The following is a 16,730-nucleotide window of genomic DNA, read 5'->3' as shown; positions in this document are numbered from 1 at the left end:
AAAAGAATTGGATAAATTACAAAAACAATTAGGTAATTTAAGGAATTTATTAGAGATTTCTTTTTTTCGCGTTTTATTGTACTTGATTATGGGCTTTGTTTTGTTTATTGGCATGTACAATAATGTAAAACCAGAAAAGTTAGATTTACATAAATTTGAGGTTGCTAAACAAACCGTTCGCTCTCCTAGTACCGTTGAAGATAAAGTTAGTACCGAGAGAAAAAGAAAAGAAGCATTAGAACAAGTTCCGGATGTATATGTTTTAAATCGAGATATCGCTGAAAATCGAATAGACTTGACCACCTCTATCTTTGATGCTGCTATTGAGGTAAATGAAGAAATAAAGGAAATGGAGCAACAAGAGAAACAAGATAAAGATAATTTGTCATCTACTACAACTACAACTATTCAGGACAAAGTCGCAAAACTAAAAGAGAAGCTTACAGAAAATGAAACAAAAGAACTCTCTGACCAAACCTTTACAGCATTACTCCAAGCAAATAAAGATGAACTAACTATTGCAAAGGACCTTACCGTTACAGCTATAAATGAAGTCATGAGTGATCGTATTCCTGCTAATGAAGTGGAAAATTCCAAGAAAAAATTAGAGGAACAATTAAAATTTTCAAGTCTTACATCCGATTTAAAAAAAGCTTCCATTGAATTAGGGCGTTATGCAGTAGCCCAAAATGAATTTTACGACCAAGTAAAGACGGAAGAAAACAGACAAAAGATTGTCGAGGATATAGAGCCAGTCAAAATTCTTCAAGGACAAATTATTGTCGAGGAAGGACAACTGGTTAATCAAGAAATTTATAAACAACTTGAATTAGTTGGGATGTTAAACAGTGAAAAAGCGATTCAGCCTTTTATTGGCTTAACTTTGCTAACAATGATATTATTAGTGACTATCTATTATTACTTTTATGATTTAAAAGTCCCTACGGAAACGAAGCGCTCTTACTTATTGATGTTTAGTATCATCTTTGTATTAGCGATTGTTTTAATGAAAATAGTAAGCTTATTTCAACAATTTGATTATGCAGAAATCGGCTATATTTACCCAGCAGCAATGGGAGCTCTTCTTATTAAAATTTTGATGGATGAAAAGCTTTCCATTTTGTTTACGATGATTATTGCAATTTGCGGTAGCATCATATTCAATCAAGAAGTTTCTGGTACTCTAAATATAACCGTTGGCATTTATATATTATGTAGTGGAATAGCGGGAATACTGATTTTAAGCAGACAAAACCATCGTTCTAAGATTTTGAAGGCTGGTTTATATGTTTCTGCTGTTAATTTAGTTGTTATCTTAGCATTAATGCTCATTCAAAATGGTAAATATACCGGACTTGATTATGGATTTTATGTCATTGTGGCCTTGGTATCAGGTATTGCATCTTCTGTTCTTACCATTGGATTATTACCTTTTTTTGAAGCGAGCTTTGGAATACTATCTACCATGAGGTTAATTGAATTATCTAATCCAAATCACCCGCTTTTAAGAAAAATTTTAACGGAAGCACCGGGAACATACCACCATAGTGTAATGGTGGCAAATCTTGCGGAAAGTGCTTGTGAAGCAATTGGGGCTAATGGTCTTTTAGCTCGTGTTGGATGCTATTACCACGATATTGGTAAAACAAAACGTCCACATTTCTTTATCGAAAATCAAATTAATATGGAAAATCCACATGACAGATTACCTTCTCAAACAAGTGCAAACATCATTATAGCTCATGCCTCGGATGGAGCTGAAATGCTAAGAAAACATCGTATGCCTAAAGAAATTGTTGATATAGCTGAGCAACATCATGGAACGACTTTATTGAAATTCTTTTACCATAAAGCCAATAAAAGTGGTATTGAAGCAAAAGAAGAGGACTATCGGTACCCAGGTCCGAGAGCTCAGACGAAGGAAGCAGCGATTGTTGGAATTGCTGATAGTGTAGAAGCGGCAGTCCGTTCCATGTCTCAGCCTACGGAAGAACAAATTGAAACGATTATTCGCAATATTATTAAGGATCGCCTTCAAGATGGGCAGTTAAATGAGTGTGAACTTACCTTAAAAGAATTAGATATAGTCGCTAATTCATTGTGCGAAACATTAAAAGGTATTTTTCACTCAAGAATCGAATATCCGCAAAATGAATCTGCAAAAGGTGAGTGAAAAATGAGACTAGCTATCGATTTAATTGATGAAACCAATTCAGTGACTCCTGAAGAAATGCAAGAATTAGAAAAATTATTAAATTTTACTGCAGAAAAACAAGCTGTTGAGTCGGAAAGTGAACTTTCTTTAACCTTTGTTACTAACGAAAGAATTCATGAGATTAATTTAGAGTATAGACAAAAAGATAAGCCAACAGATGTTATTTCTTTTGCTATGGAAGAGTTGGGTGAAGGTGAGATTGAAGTGGTTGGCGCTGAACAGCCTAGAGTTCTAGGAGATATTATCATTTCGATCCCAAAAGCCAAAGAACAGGCGGAAGAATATGGACATTCTTTTCTAAGAGAATTAGGATTCTTAGCTGTCCATGGATTTCTGCATTTATTAGGATATGACCATGAAACAGAAGAGGAAGAAAAAGCCATGTTTTCTTTACAAAAGGAACTTTTAGATGAATACGGACTTAAAAGATAAACAGCGAAAATATCGGATGAGTCAAACATTTAAATTTGCGATTGAAGGTATGATTACTTGTGTTATTCAGGAAAGAAATTTCCGGATTCATATCTTCATTTCCATTTTGGTTATTGCTGCAGCGATTCTTTTATCCATTTCTAAAACAGAATGGATATTGATCCTGATTGCAATCGGTGGAATGATGGTATTGGAAATGATGAATTCTGCTATCGAACGAGTGGTGGATCTAGTAACAAACGAATACCACCCACTAGCAAAGCAAGCTAAAGATATTGCCGCTGGAGCTGTATTAATCTATGCATTACTATCCGTGATAATAGGTATTATGATTTTTGGACCGAAGATTTACATATTGTTTTGAAGTGAGGTGTCATATTAGGACACCTTTTTTTGTTAGTGATTTGAAAAACGATTTTTCTTTCGATAAAATGACATAAATAAGGTTAATAACGTTAAATGTTTAGAAAATTCAAATTTTTTTATTACGTTTTTGCAACAAATAATGAAATAGAAGATGAAATGAGGTAAAATAAAGGAACAACATTTTATTTGTGAAATGATTACCTAAAATTGCCTATTTCATACTCACTAGAAGACCTTGCATCGGAGGAAAATAATGAATAATACAAAACAAAGCAGTAAATATAAGTCAGGTTTTATCTCAATCATTGGTCGCCCGAACGTTGGTAAGTCAACATACCTAAATAGGGTGATAGGACAAAAAATAGCCATTATGAGTGATAAGCCACAAACTACTCGAAATAAAGTTCAAGGTGTTCTAACTACAAATGATTCACAATTTATCTTTATCGATACGCCAGGGATTCATAAACCAAAGCATAAATTGGGTGACTTTATGATGAAGGTCGCACAAAACACACTAAAAGGGGTAGACCTTATTCTTTTTATGGTTAATGCTGAAGAGGGATTTGGTCGTGGTGAAGAATTTATAATTGAAAAGTTCCAAACAGTTAAAACGCCTATTTTCTTAATCATCAATAAAATAGACAAAATACACCCGGATAATTTATTGACTCTAATCGAGTCCTATAAAGAAAAATATCCATTCCAAGAAATTGTACCGATCTCAGCATTAGAAGGAAATAATGTCGAACACCTTCTTGAAGTTATTAAAAAGTATCTACCGGAAGGACCACAATATTATCCTGCAGATCAAGTAACAGACCATCCTGAGAGGTTCATTGTATCAGAGTTAATTCGTGAAAAAGCGCTCCATCTAACAAGGGAAGAAATTCCACATTCACTAGCAGTAGTGATTGATAAAATGGAACGGCGTGAAAATCAAGATGTGATTCATGTGATGGCAACGGTTATTGTAGAACGGGACTCTCAAAAAGGAATTATTATTGGAAAACAAGGTTCGATGTTAAAGGAAATAGGAAAACGTGCGAGAACTGATATTGAAAATTTATTAGGGTCAAAAGTATTTCTAGAGCTTTGGGTAAAAGTTCAAAAAGATTGGCGAAATAAAATGGGGCAGTTACGTGATTACGGATTTAGAGAAGATGAGTATTGATTAGGTTCACCTTTATACAATATTAAAAAAAATATTGTTTATGCATGATTAGGATTAGTAAATTTTTCGTGTCATGAAATTGGAGATGTTGGCAAAGATAAACTCAAGGATAGGGATTTAAATTTTTATTGCTAGTTAAAAATTGAAAGGTGGGGTTTTCGATGTTAGATTTTACCTGGAAAGTATTTTCCCAGACAGGTAATATTGACACTTATCTAATCTTTAAGGAGTTAGAGAAGGAAAAGCAAGAAATACCCAGAAATCAGGAGGAAGAGCTAGCAGAGGTTGATTTTCCCATCTCATAGATTTGTCACAAATATATTGGATGGTGACGCTAGATGCTTCAAAAATGTGAGGGCATCGTCATAAGAGCGATTGATTACAGTGAAACAAACAAAATTGTAACCATATATACTCGTGAATGGGGAAAGGTAGGAGTGATGGCTAGGGGTGCGAAAAAGCCCAATAGTCGGTTGGCAGCCATCACTCAGCTGTTCACCTACGGTTACTTTTTAATTCAAAGAGGGACAGGTCTAGGCACGTTGCAACAAGGAGAAATCCTTTCTTCTATGAGAAACATTCGTGAAGATATTGTCATGACGGCTTACGCAAGTTATATTTTGGAATTAACGGATAAATGTACAGATGAAAAAAAACCTAATCCTTACTTATTCGAACTTTTATTTCAAACCTTAAACTATATGAATGAGGAATATGACGTAGATATTCTCATTCATATTTACGAAATGAAAATGTTAAATTTACTTGGGCTCTATCCAGTTCTAAATAAATGTGCCGTTTGTGGAGAAACAGACGGTCATTTTTCATTTTCCATTCGGGAAAACGGTTTTATTTGTCATAGGTGTATAGAAAAAGATCCCTACCATATGAAAATTTCTAGTTCGACCATAAAGCTCTTAAGAATCTTTTATTTTTTTGATTTATCAAGACTTGGTAATATCTCAGTAAAAGATGAAACAAAAAAAGAACTTAAGACAGTGATAGATGCTTATTTTGAGGAATATTCAGGTTTACATATAAAGTCCAAAAGATTCCTTGATCAAATGGATAAATTTAAATTCTAGCTAGATATATTAAAATTTTAACAATGTTGACAAGAAAGTATGCTTTAAGATAATATTTTTATTACATAAAAAATAGTTGCATTGATGGAAAAGAGTACTAAATAATTCTTATAAAAGCGAACCTAGGATGGTGCGAGCTAGGGTATAAGGGATTTGGGAAGGCATTCTGGAGCAGCATTTTAATAAAGTGGCCACTTTTAGAAGGTGGCAAATAGGGTGGAACCGCGGGTAACTCTCGTCCCTATGCTGAGGCATAGGGATGGGAGTTTTTTTATTGATTCTTATCTCCTATGCAAAAGTAAAATTTTATAAGAAGGAGCGAAAAAAATGAGTGCAACTATGGAACAAATCGTCTCTCACGCAAAGCATAGAGGTTTTGTATTTCCTGGGTCTGAGATTTATGGTGGCCTTGCCAATACGTGGGATTACGGCCCTTTAGGGGTAGAATTTAAAAATAACATTAAACGAGCATGGTGGAAAAAGTTTGTCCAAGAATCACCATATAATGTGGGATTAGATGCAAGTATCCTTATGAATCCTAGAACTTGGGAAGCTTCGGGTCATATTGGTAATTTTAATGATCCGATGATTGATTGTAAGAATTGTAAAGCGAGACATCGTGCAGATAAATTAATTGAAAATGCACTGGAAGAAAAAGGTATGGAAATGGTCGTAGATGGTTTACCATTTGAAAAAATGGAAGAACTAGTGAAAGAACATAATATCGCTTGTCCTGACTGTGGTAGCCATGATTTCACAGGTATTAGACAATTTAATTTAATGTTTAAAACCTTCCAAGGTGTTACTGAATCTAGCACGAACGAAATCTTCTTACGTCCCGAAACAGCTCAAGGTATTTTTGTTAACTTTAAAAATGTACAACGTACAATGAGAAAGAAGTTACCATTTGGTATTGCTCAAATCGGAAAAAGTTTTCGTAATGAAATTACTCCAGGTAACTTTACTTTCCGTACTAGAGAATTTGAACAAATGGAACTTGAATTCTTCTGTAAACCAGGTGAAGAATTAACATGGTTTAATTATTGGAAAAACTTTGCTGAACAGTGGTTATTGACTTTAGGAATGAATGAAGAGAATTTGAGACTTCGTGACCATTCTGAAGATGAGCTATCTCACTACAGTAACGCAACAACTGATTTTGAGTTTAAATTCCCATTCGGATGGGGTGAGTTATGGGGTGTTGCATCAAGAACAGATTACGATTTAAAACAGCATATGCAATACTCTGGGGAAGACTTTAATTATATTGATCCGGAAACGAATGAACGTTACGTTCCTTTCTGTATCGAGCCATCACTTGGAGCAGATCGTGTAACGTTAGCCTTTTTAATTGATGCTTATGATGAAGAACAGCTTGAAGATGGTACTTCAAGAACGGTTATGCATTTCCACCCAGCATTAGCTCCTTATAAGGCTGCTATTTTGCCATTATCTAAAAAGTTGTCTGAAGAAGCAAAAGAAGTTTTTGCCGAATTATCTAAACACTTTTTAGTGGATTATGATGAGGCAGGTTCAATTGGTAAACGTTATCGTCGTCATGATGAAATTGGTACTCCGTACTGTATTACCTATGATTTTGATTCGAAAGAAGATAACATGGTTACGGTAAGGGACAGAGATACAATGGAACAAAAACGTATCCCTATCGCAGAACTTGTAAACTTTATCCAAGAAAAAATTATGTTTTAATGTAGAAAAAAGGTGCAGAATGAACTGCACCTTTTTCTTTTGAAATGAAATAAAAAGCAATAGCTTTATAAAAACAACTTTATTCCTTTTCATATAAAAAATAATTAGTATATAATATTGCTATTAAAGTATAACCTTAAGTGCTTAATTTAAAGAAAAATATACATATAGAACAACCAAGGTGGTGAGTACAATCGAATTAAATAAGCGGCAAGAACAAATACTTCAAATCGTTAAGGACCAAGGGCCAATTACTGGAGAACAAATTGCAGACCAATTAAATTTAACAAGAGCAACACTGAGACCGGATTTGGCGATTTTAACGATGGCAGGCTATTTAGATGCAAGACCAAGGGTTGGTTATTTTTATACAGGAAAATCCGGTACACAATTATTAACTGAAAATCTACAAAAGTTATTCGTGAAGGATTTTCAATCGATACCTGTGGTTATAAGTGAAAATGTCTCTGTTTACGATGCAATATGTACAATGTTTTTAGAGGATGTTGGAACCATGTTTGTGGTTGATCAACATTCCAAATTAGTCGGTGTTTTATCACGGAAAGATTTGCTTCGGGCAAGCTTGGGAAAACAGGACTTAACAAATATTCCAGTGAATATTATCATGACAAGAATGCCTAACATAACAATGTGCAGAAAAGATGATTTGTTAATTGATGTGGCGCAGAAACTTATTTCGAAGCAAATCGATGCATTACCAATTGTTAGGGAAACAGAACAGGGGTTTGAAGTAATTGGAAGGATTACCAAAACAAATATAACAAAAGCCTTTTTATCACTTGCTCAAGATCAATAGGCTCCAGAGAGGAGAATGATAAAAATGAGTAAGCCTGTCATCTATGTAGTATCAGATTCTGTAGGAGAAACAGCAGAATTAGTTACAAAGGCTGCTATAAGTCAATTTAATGGATCAAATCTGGTCCTTAAAAGATTTCCTTATGTCGAGGATAAAGATAATATTGAAGAAGTGATTTCATTAGTAAAACTGGATAAGGGCATGATAGCATTTACATTGGTTAAACCTGATATTAGAGAATACATGAAACAAAGGGCTGCAGAAGAAGGGCTCTATGCATGTGACTTAATTGGTCCATTGATGGATCAAATTCAAAATTTAACTGGAAAAACACCTCTAAATGAGCCAGGACTTGTTCGTAAACTGGATGAAGATTATTTTAAAAAAGTTGAAGCAATAGAATTTGCCGTTAAATATGATGATGGGCGTGATCCTAGAGGCATATTAAAAGCGGATATTGTATTAGTAGGTGTATCACGGACTTCTAAAACACCTTTATCTCAATATTTAGCTCATAAAAGATTAAAAGTAGCCAATGTGCCGTTAGTTCCTGAAGTTGACCCCCCAGAAGAATTATTTTTAGTGCCACCGGAAAAATGCTTCGGTTTAAAAATAAGTCCTGAAAAGTTAAACTTTATCAGGCGGGAACGATTAATTTCTTTAGGTTTAAATGACCAAGCCAGTTATGCCAATATAGATAGAATTAAAGAAGAGATTACCTATTTCAACAAAGTTGTTGAACGTATTGGCTGCTCAGTAATTGATGTCACGAATAAGGCGGTAGAGGAAACCGCAAATGTCATTCTTTATCATTTTCAAAGAAAAGGATGATAAAAATTTGAAGAATACGTGAACACATGGTGATATAAATATCCATGTGTTTTTTATATTAAGAATAAAAATCAATCTTTTTAAATATGTTTTTATAATAAAAAATAATAAAAAATCATGGAAAATTGATTTTTTCTATACTATAATTAAAAATTGTGATAAAAAAAGTATCATAATAGGTTTAGACTTGCATTGTAACGAATAAACTATTTATTGTTAGAAGTCAAGGCAAGTGGCCAAAAAAAATTCGACACATTGTTTATATGTGAAAACTTCTTTTTAAAAGAAGGAAAAATCGGAGTGATGTAGAATATCTAGTAATACAGCAGGCATTCCGACAATTTTTGTTGATGCTGATGCTTGTCCGGTATAAGAAAAAATTGTCGAAATAGCAAAATCATTTTCTGTTGACTGTTTTTTTGTCGCATCCTGTGCTTATATGTTTTCCAATCCTATTGGGGCTTCTTGGAAGTAATGTTGATACTCACAAAGAGGCTGTAGATTTGTACATAATGAATAAGGTTTCTCCTTTTGATATGGTTATTACGCAGGACATAGGTTTAGCCTCTACCCTTTTACCGAAAAGGGTTTATGTTCTGTCACCAAAGGGAACTTCCTATAGAGAAGAAACTATTCATATCGCCTTAGATTTGAGTTATCTTTCTGCTAAAGCAAGAAAACAGGGGATTTATGGGAAAGGTCCTAAAGCATTTACAGTAGAAGACAGAAAACGTTTTGCTCAATCATTAACAAAAATTTTGTCGAATTTTGAAGGAATTTAACTTTGATTCACGAAATAATAATGGAGTTGTTCTCATGGCAGAACGTATTGCCGAGGAAAAAATAAATGAGATCCGTCAATCAGTTGATATTGTAGAAGTTATCAGTGAGTATGTTCAACTGAAAAAACAAGGCAGGAACTATTTTGGTTTATGCCCTTTCCATGGTGAAAACTCCCCATCCTTTTCGGTATCACCTGATAAACAAATATTCCATTGTTTTGGCTGTGGAGCAGGTGGAAATGTTTTTTCATTTTTAATGGATTTAGAAGGGTATTCATTTATTGAGACAGCTATAAAATTAGCTGAAAAAGCAAATATTGAACTCGCAATCGATCCTTCTAATCTCGGGAAAGAAAAAAAAGTTTCTGATGATGTTCTACAAATGATCGAAGCGCATGAACTCTTACGGAAATTTTATCATCATTTATTAGTAAATACAAAAGAAGGTCAACATGCTCTGGAATATTTATTAGAACGTGGTTTCACCCTGGAATCCATTAAAAAGTTCCAAATTGGATACTCATTAAATTCATGGGATTTTGTTACTAAGTTTTTATTAAAGCGAAATTTCACTGCAGAGATATTGGAAAGATCAGGTCTTATTATTAGACGGGAAAGTGATAATAGTTTATTTGATCGCTTTCGAAACCGAATAATGTTTCCAATTTCAGATCGTCATGGTAAAACGATTGCTTTTTCCGGGAGAGCATTAGGGCAGGATGAGCCAAAATATTTAAATAGTCCCGAAACAGTAATCTTTAATAAAAGTAAAATTTTATATAATTTTCATTTAGCTAAGCCTACTATTAGAAAAACAAGTCAAATTGTTCTTTTTGAAGGATTTGCTGATGTTATAGCAGCGGATCGAGCTGAAGTTGAAAATGGGGTAGCTACTATGGGAACCTCGTTAACTGAGGACCATGTAAGTCAGTTACGTCAACTTGTTCAGTCTGTCACGATTTGCTACGACTCTGATAATGCAGGAATAGAAGCTGCGTATAGAGCTGGTAATATGCTTACTAATGTAGGTTTGTTAGTAAAGGTTGCGATGATGCCCAACGGTTTAGACCCGGATGATTATGTTAAGCAGTTTGGAGCAGAAAAGTTCCAGAATGAAGTAATGGGTTCAACCGTAACCTGGATGTCATTTAAATTTCTTTATTTTCGAAGGGGAAAAAACCTTCAGAATGAAGGAGAACGTTTACTTTATATCGAAGAAGTACTAAAAGAAATTAGTAAGTTAACTAAGGCTGTTGAACGAGATCATTATCTAAGGCAATTAGCAGGGGAGTTTTCACTATCATTAGATGCCTTAAAACAACAGCAAAAACAAGTCTTCTACTATGAAAAAAATAAAAATCAACAAGGTCAATTGACACCTAATAAACCTACCGTCGTTACTAAGAAAAGTGTGAAAAGTTTATACCCTGCCTACCAAACAGCCGAGAGAAGACTAATAGCACATATGATTCGCAATAGCGAGGTAGCGTACAAAGTACAGGAATTATTAAATGGTCACACCTTCAATGTTGATGAGCATCAAGCCATTATGACCTACTTAATTGGATATTATGAGGAAGGCAATCCCCCAGATCCAAGTGCATTTCTTAATTATATTAAGGATGATAAATTAAAAAGAATTGTTGCTGAACTTGAAATGATGTCTATTAATTCAGAAATGACACCTCAGGAATTAAATGATTATTTAAAACAGGTGTTGAATTTTCCGAAATTGTTAATGATAAAGGAAAAGAATGCTGAAAAAATAGAAGCAGAAAAACAAAAAGATTTCTTAAAAGCCGCCACAATTGCTATGGAAATTCTACAATTGCAAAAGGCCTTAAAATAAGTAGCTAAAGTGATTTTTTGGAAGGAGGGGGCCACATGACTGAAAAATCAACCGGTTCCAAAGAGGTTGAAACAGAATTGTCCCTTGATCAAATAAAAGCCCAATTAACAGCAATTGGTAAAAAAACTGGAGTTCTTGCTTACGATGATATTGCAGAAAAGATGTCTTCATTTGATTTAGATTCACATCAAATGGATGAATTTTATGAATTTCTAGGAGATCAAGGTGTCGAGCTAGTTGGTGATAGTGATGAAGACGAAGATCCAAAAATAAAAGACTTAGAAAAAGATGATGAATTTGATTTAAATGACCTTAGCGTTCCTCCGGGAATTAAGATTAACGACCCAGTAAGAATGTATTTGAAAGAAATTGGTCGAGTTGACCTGCTTTCAGGAGAAGAAGAAATATCTCTTGCTGAACGTATTGAAGAAGGAGACGAAGAAGCAAAACGTCGTCTTGCAGAAGCAAATTTACGTCTGGTTGTAAGTATTGCTAAACGATATGTAGGACGTGGAATGCTTTTCTTAGACCTTATTCAAGAAGGTAATATGGGCCTTATTAAAGCGGTTGAAAAGTTTGATTACCGTAAAGGCTTTAAGTTTAGTACCTATGCAACTTGGTGGATCCGACAAGCCATTACACGTGCGATTGCTGACCAAGCAAGAACCATACGTATACCTGTTCATATGGTTGAAACCATTAACAAACTGATTAGGGTACAAAGACAATTACTTCAAGATCTTGGTAGAGAACCATCTCCAGAGGAAATTGCAGAGGATATGGACCTAACGCCGGATAAAGTAAGAGAGATATTGAAAATTGCCCAAGAACCAGTATCACTAGAAACACCAATTGGTGAAGAGGACGATTCCCATCTTGGAGATTTTATTGAAGACCAAGATGCAACATCTCCTTCTGAACATGCAGCTTACGAATTGTTAAAAGAACAATTAGAAGATGTTTTAGATACTTTAACGGATCGTGAAGAAAATGTTCTCCGTTTACGTTTTGGATTAGATGACGGACGTACGCGTACCCTTGAAGAGGTAGGAAAAGTATTTGGTGTAACAAGAGAGCGTATTCGTCAAATTGAAGCAAAAGCTCTTCGAAAGCTTAGACATCCAAGCCGCAGTAAACGTCTAAAAGATTTTCTAGAATAAGTTCTAAAAATAAACATATAAATAAATGTTGTCAGAAAATAGTTTACTTCTTAAGATAGAAGTGAACTATTTTTTTTTTTAGGAGCGAAAAATGGACCAACAACGAAAACAAATAATTATGAAAGAAATTGAATACTGGAAAACAAGTTCTTTACTCCCTGAGCATTACTGTAATTTTTTGCTCACCCTATACTCTGAAGGCAGCCATCCATTAGAGGAAAAAGAAAAAAAGAGTCATAAAGTGCCGTTTAATTTAAAAAATATAGGGCTATTTTTGATAGCGTTTGCAGTTGTCTTTGTCATTTATTTTACTGAATTATCTTTCATATTGCAAATTGCCATATATTTAACATTTATAATTACTGGGATTTTTTTAATTAAATATTTTTATAAAAAAGGATTAATTCCACATTTAACATTTGTTTTTACTGCCTTCGTTTCATTGATTTTATCCATTAATATCATAAACCATATGGGGAATTTCAACACGTCATTACTGTATTTTGTACTATTTGTTCACTGTTTTTTATGGATGATAGTTGGTTGGAAATTTAGATTAATTTATTTTACGATCTCGGGCATTTTAGGTGTGGTTACTATAATTTTTTCTATATTCATATAATAATATATTTTTAAAAATTTTTAAATGTTGAGATAATAGTAACTTCCCTCTTATAATATTAAAGTAAGCGCATACATTTAAGGGGGATGAAAATGAATTTTGATTTAACTAGTGAACAAGAAATGATACGTAAAATGATTAAAGAATTTGCTGAGGAAGAGGTTGCTCCTGGTGCCTATGAGCGCGATAAGACGAAGGAATTCCCATTAGAGCCTTTTCAAAAGCTAGCTAAAATGGGGATGATGGGGCTACCTTTCTCAGAAGAATATGGTGGTGGGGGAGCTGACACGGTTAGTTTTGCCATTGTGGTTGAAGAGTTAAGCAGGGCATGTGGTTCTACCGGAATAACTTATTCCGCCCATATTTCGTTAGGTGGCGCTCCACTAAATATGTTTGGAACAGAAGAGCAGAAACAAAAGTATTTAACGCCTATTTGTACAGGTGAATCCTTCGGTGCATTTGGATTAACAGAGCCTAATGCTGGTTCAGATGCTGGTGGTACACAAACAACTGCCATTGAAAAAGATGGTCAATTTGTTATAAATGGCAGCAAATGTTTTATTACAAATGCGAGCTATGCAAAGCACTTAGCTCTAACAGCTATTACTGATCAAAAAGACGGGAAAAAAGAAATTAGTGCGATTATTGTACCAACTGATGCCAAAGGTTTTAAAGTGATAGATAACTATGAAAAGATGGGATTAAATGCTTCTAATACAACAGAACTAGTAATGGAAGATGTTTATGTTCCGACTGAAAATTTATTAGGAACAAAAGGTGAAGGATTTAAACAATTTCTTATTACTCTTGACGGAGGCAGAATTGGAATTGGTGCGATGGCTGTCGGTATAGCTCAAGCTGCATATGAAAAAGCTTTGCAATATGCAAAGGACAGAAAACAATTCGGCAGAAACCTTTCCCAGTTTCAGGCTATTCAATTTAAACTAGCTGATATGGCTATGAAAATTGAATTAGCTAGAAATATGGTATATAAGGCAGCTTGGTTAAAAGATCAAGGCAGAAGATTTTCAAAAGAAGCATCTATGTGTAAGTTATACGCTTCCGAAATTTGTATGGAAGTAACCAGTCAGGCTGTTCAAATTCATGGTGGATATGGATACATGAAAGATTATCATGTTGAAAGATTTATGCGAGATGCAAAGCTTTTAGAAATTGGAGAAGGTACTTCAGAGGTACAACGATTGGTGATTTCGAGGGAAATCGGCTGTTAAAATAAATATTTTTAGTTTTCTAATATAAAAATTGTGATAAATACTTTCCCTTCCTAGTTTTTTAAAGTAAAATAAGTATTGTTTGTACACACTAAAGTAAGATGTTCTACATAGGGAGGTAATGTAAGATGAATCGTAATCCGATTGTACCATTCGTATTAATTATGGTTTTTGGTATCGGACTAATGTTTTTCCTATCCTTCAAAGGTCTAGGTGATAATAAAGAAATCACTAAAGAACATGAAGGTGGCGGAGAAGCAAAAACAGAAGAAACAGCTTCAGCAAACCCAGAAGACCTTTATAAGCAATCTTGTATTGGTTGCCATGGCGACGCATATCAAGGTGGGGTAGGTCCAGCTTTAAAAGGTGTTGGCGACCGCTTATCTAAGGATCAAATTAAAGAAGTTATCACTAAAGGTAGAGGCGCTATGCCAGCTAATATGGTACCTGCAGAACAAGCAGATGCAGTAGCAGACTGGTTAATCACTCTAAAATAAGAAAATACAAAAAAGTTCTTTGCAAAAGCAAAGAACTTTTTTGTTGGTTTTTTTACTAAACTAGACAAGGTAGTTACGCTTTTCTTATACTAATAAAAGTATATATAAAAAGATTTTATGATTGGTGTGGTTTTATGAATGCAGAAAAATTATCGAATCGTCTTCAAGTGGTAGCTGATTTAATCCCAGATCATTCGCGAATAGCTGATATTGGTTCAGATCATGCTTATCTTCCTTGTTATGTGGTTAAGAAGGGGAGAGTCCCCTTTGCAATTGCTGGAGAAGTGGTGGAAGGACCTTTTCAATCAGCCTTACGTCAAGTAAAGCAAGAGGGGTTAACAGATAAGATAGATGTTAGAAAAGGAGATGGATTAGAGGTCATCTCTCCAAATGAAGTGGACTGTATTACCATTGCAGGCATGGGTGGGGCACTCATTTCGAATATTCTAGAGGCAGGGAAAGAGAAGCTTTTGGGTGTTAAAAGGCTCATTCTTCAACCGAATATAAGTGCCATTTCCATTAGACAGTGGTTAATTGAAAATAATTGGGAGCTAATTAACGAAAAAATTCTCGAAGAAGATGGTAAAACATATGAAGTTTTGGTCGCAGAAAGAGGTATTCCCCTCAAGCCTTACTCAACCGATAAAAATAAAAAATTGTTAATGGGTCCATTTTTAATTACAAATAAAAATCACGTATTTGAGAAGAAATGGTTAGAGGAAAAAAGAAACTGGGAAAATATTTTAGCTCAAATTTCAACTGCCAATAAAACAGAAGATATTCTTCAAAAAATAAATGAATTGAAAGAGAAGATAAAAATGGTTGAGGAGGTGTTGGATATTGAAAACAGTTAACGGATATGAAGTGATACAAGTATTTGAAAGCTTTTCTCCTAAAGGTTTGGCAATGGAAGGTGATAAAGTAGGGCTTCAAATTGGGAATCTTGCTAGGAAAGTTAAAAATGTCATGATTGCACTTGATGTATTAGATGAAGTAGTAGACGAAGCAATTGCGAAAGATGTACAACTTATTATTGCTCATCATCCTCCTATTTTTAGACCACTTCAAAGAATAACAGCCGATGACCCATCTGGAAGGCTGATAGAGAAACTGATAAAGCATGACATTGCTGTATATGCAGCACACACCAATTTAGATGTAGCAAAAGGCGGTGTGAATGACCTACTTGCAGATGCTCTTGGTCTAATGGATACTGAGGTTTTATTTCCTACCTTTGAAACGAAACTAAAAAAACTAGTGGTATTTGTTCCACAAAGTCATGAGGAAAACATTCGAGAAGCTATTGGAAAAGCAGGTGCGGGTGCTATTGGAGAATATAACTATTGTTCATTTAGTACAAATGGTACAGGAAGATTTCTACCGGGAGAACAAGCGAACCCATTTATTGGACAAAAAGGGAAACTTGAAGAGGTAGAAGAAATTAGGATTGAAACGATTTATCCAGAGCAGCTTGAAAAGAAAATTTTAAGTGCTATGTTAAAGGCTCATCCATATGAAGAAGTAGCCTATGATATTTATCGATTAGATAATAAGGGAGAGGCGTTAGGTCTAGGGAGAGTTGGAAGAGTAAACGAAATGACATTAAGAGAATTTGCTGAAGTTGTAAAAAAAACATTAGAAGTTTCTACTGTTAGAGTAGTGGGCGATTTAAATTCAAAAATTAAGAAAGTCGCTGTTTTAGGTGGCGATGGGAATAAATATTTTCCTCATGCGATCTTTAAAGGGGCAGATGTCTATATCACTGGGGATTTTTATTACCATACAGCACATGATGCAATGGCTCTCGGTCTTAATATCATTGACCCCGGTCATAATGTGGAGAAAGTGATGAAAAAAGGGGTTACCGATAAATTAAGCCAATTGTTTAAAGATAAAGGCTATGAGGTAAAAGTTTTTCCATCAGAGATACATACAGACCCTTTTCAATTTGTATAAAA

Annotated in this window: 16 protein-coding genes, 1 pseudogene and 1 other annotated feature; all 17 genes and pseudogenes read left to right on the top strand. The window is 34.5% G+C overall.

Translation table 11 applies throughout. The features are described 5' to 3' along the window. Positions 1-7: 7 nt before the first annotated feature. Complete coding sequence (locus ACSBPO_RS16040; protein WP_442595013.1) at positions 8-2,173, top strand: HD family phosphohydrolase; 2,166 nt, start codon at positions 8-10, stop codon at positions 2,171-2,173. Between the two features lie 3 nt (positions 2,174-2,176). Beyond that, positions 2,177-2,647, top strand: coding sequence for an rRNA maturation RNase YbeY (gene ybeY / locus ACSBPO_RS16035; protein ID WP_442595011.1), 471 nt, complete (start codon positions 2,177-2,179; stop codon positions 2,645-2,647). After that, positions 2,625-3,011, top strand: coding sequence for a diacylglycerol kinase family protein (locus ACSBPO_RS16030; protein ID WP_442595009.1), 387 nt, complete (start codon positions 2,625-2,627; stop codon positions 3,009-3,011). The genes ybeY and ACSBPO_RS16030 overlap by 23 nt, the downstream gene beginning before the upstream one ends. Positions 3,012-3,266: 255 nt before the next feature. Next, positions 3,267-4,187 carry a GTPase Era gene (gene era, locus ACSBPO_RS16025; RefSeq protein WP_442595007.1) on the top strand — a complete coding sequence of 307 codons (921 nt, stop codon included), beginning with the start codon at positions 3,267-3,269 and terminating at the stop codon, positions 4,185-4,187. A gap of 161 nt (positions 4,188-4,348) precedes the next feature. Then, positions 4,349-4,492: a YqzL family protein gene (locus ACSBPO_RS16020; protein WP_442595005.1), complete on the top strand. Its 144-nt coding sequence runs from the start codon at positions 4,349-4,351 to the stop codon at positions 4,490-4,492. 33 nt (positions 4,493-4,525) lie between these two features. Continuing rightward, positions 4,526-5,272, top strand: coding sequence for a DNA repair protein RecO (gene recO / locus ACSBPO_RS16015; RefSeq protein WP_442595003.1), 747 nt, complete (start codon positions 4,526-4,528; stop codon positions 5,270-5,272). A gap of 72 nt (positions 5,273-5,344) precedes the next feature. Then, positions 5,345-5,518: a binding site (T-box leader), on the top strand. 81 nt (positions 5,519-5,599) lie between these two features. Then, complete coding sequence (locus ACSBPO_RS16010; RefSeq protein WP_442595001.1) at positions 5,600-6,982, top strand: glycine--tRNA ligase; 1,383 nt, start codon at positions 5,600-5,602, stop codon at positions 6,980-6,982. A gap of 181 nt (positions 6,983-7,163) precedes the next feature. Beyond that, positions 7,164-7,799: a helix-turn-helix transcriptional regulator gene (locus tag ACSBPO_RS16005; RefSeq protein WP_442594999.1), complete on the top strand. Its 636-nt coding sequence runs from the start codon at positions 7,164-7,166 to the stop codon at positions 7,797-7,799. A 24-nt stretch (positions 7,800-7,823) separates the two neighbouring features. Continuing rightward, on the top strand, positions 7,824-8,630 hold the full coding sequence (locus ACSBPO_RS16000; RefSeq protein ID WP_442594997.1) for a pyruvate, water dikinase regulatory protein: 807 nt from the start codon (positions 7,824-7,826) through the stop codon (positions 8,628-8,630). Between the two features lie 379 nt (positions 8,631-9,009). Beyond that, positions 9,010-9,412: pseudogene (locus ACSBPO_RS15995) on the top strand (DUF188 domain-containing protein). A 34-nt stretch (positions 9,413-9,446) separates the two neighbouring features. After that, on the top strand, positions 9,447-11,261 hold the full coding sequence (dnaG, locus tag ACSBPO_RS15990) for a DNA primase (protein WP_442594995.1): 1,815 nt from the start codon (positions 9,447-9,449) through the stop codon (positions 11,259-11,261). 35 nt (positions 11,262-11,296) lie between these two features. After that, positions 11,297-12,421, top strand: a complete 1,125-nt coding sequence (gene rpoD / locus ACSBPO_RS15985) for an RNA polymerase sigma factor RpoD (RefSeq protein WP_442594993.1) — start codon at positions 11,297-11,299, stop codon at positions 12,419-12,421. 91 nt (positions 12,422-12,512) lie between these two features. After that, positions 12,513-13,043, top strand: a complete 531-nt coding sequence (locus ACSBPO_RS15980) for a hypothetical protein (protein ID WP_442594991.1) — start codon at positions 12,513-12,515, stop codon at positions 13,041-13,043. Between the two features lie 92 nt (positions 13,044-13,135). Next, the gene (locus ACSBPO_RS15975; RefSeq protein ID WP_442594989.1) at positions 13,136-14,275 is read left to right on the top strand and encodes an acyl-CoA dehydrogenase family protein; all 1,140 of its coding nucleotides are present in this window, start codon (positions 13,136-13,138) and stop codon (positions 14,273-14,275) included. 128 nt (positions 14,276-14,403) lie between these two features. Further along, positions 14,404-14,772 (top strand): cytochrome c550, encoded by a 369-nt coding sequence (gene cccA, locus ACSBPO_RS15970; RefSeq protein WP_442594987.1) that lies wholly within the window; start codon positions 14,404-14,406, stop codon positions 14,770-14,772. A 134-nt stretch (positions 14,773-14,906) separates the two neighbouring features. Beyond that, positions 14,907-15,626: a tRNA (adenine(22)-N(1))-methyltransferase gene (locus ACSBPO_RS15965; RefSeq protein WP_442594985.1), complete on the top strand. Its 720-nt coding sequence runs from the start codon at positions 14,907-14,909 to the stop codon at positions 15,624-15,626. Continuing rightward, on the top strand, positions 15,613-16,728 hold the full coding sequence (locus ACSBPO_RS15960) for a Nif3-like dinuclear metal center hexameric protein (protein ID WP_442594983.1): 1,116 nt from the start codon (positions 15,613-15,615) through the stop codon (positions 16,726-16,728). Before ACSBPO_RS15965 ends, ACSBPO_RS15960 begins: the two co-directional genes overlap by 14 nt. Positions 16,729-16,730 lie beyond the last annotated feature (2 nt).

The organism is Neobacillus sp. D3-1R (assembly GCF_052180215.1).
Lineage (GTDB): Bacteria > Bacillota > Bacilli > Bacillales > Cytobacillaceae > Pseudoneobacillus.
This window is presented reverse-complemented; position numbering and strand designations above follow the sequence as displayed.

Coding starts and splice junctions, on each gene's coding strand:
- recO (WP_442595003.1), top strand. CDS start 4,526: ATGCTTCAAAAATGTGAGGGCATCGTCATAAGAGCGATTGATTACAGT.
- ACSBPO_RS15980 (WP_442594991.1), top strand. CDS start 12,513: ATGGACCAACAACGAAAACAAATAATTATGAAAGAAATTGAATACTGG.
- ACSBPO_RS16000 (WP_442594997.1), top strand. CDS start 7,824: ATGAGTAAGCCTGTCATCTATGTAGTATCAGATTCTGTAGGAGAAACA.
- ybeY (WP_442595011.1), top strand. CDS start 2,177: ATGAGACTAGCTATCGATTTAATTGATGAAACCAATTCAGTGACTCCT.
- ACSBPO_RS15965 (WP_442594985.1), top strand. CDS start 14,907: ATGAATGCAGAAAAATTATCGAATCGTCTTCAAGTGGTAGCTGATTTA.
- dnaG (WP_442594995.1), top strand. CDS start 9,447: ATGGCAGAACGTATTGCCGAGGAAAAAATAAATGAGATCCGTCAATCA.
- era (WP_442595007.1), top strand. CDS start 3,267: ATGAATAATACAAAACAAAGCAGTAAATATAAGTCAGGTTTTATCTCA.
- cccA (WP_442594987.1), top strand. CDS start 14,404: ATGAATCGTAATCCGATTGTACCATTCGTATTAATTATGGTTTTTGGT.
- ACSBPO_RS16030 (WP_442595009.1), top strand. CDS start 2,625: ATGAATACGGACTTAAAAGATAAACAGCGAAAATATCGGATGAGTCAA.
- rpoD (WP_442594993.1), top strand. CDS start 11,297: ATGACTGAAAAATCAACCGGTTCCAAAGAGGTTGAAACAGAATTGTCC.
- ACSBPO_RS16010 (WP_442595001.1), top strand. CDS start 5,600: ATGAGTGCAACTATGGAACAAATCGTCTCTCACGCAAAGCATAGAGGT.
- ACSBPO_RS16020 (WP_442595005.1), top strand. CDS start 4,349: ATGTTAGATTTTACCTGGAAAGTATTTTCCCAGACAGGTAATATTGAC.
- ACSBPO_RS15975 (WP_442594989.1), top strand. CDS start 13,136: ATGAATTTTGATTTAACTAGTGAACAAGAAATGATACGTAAAATGATT.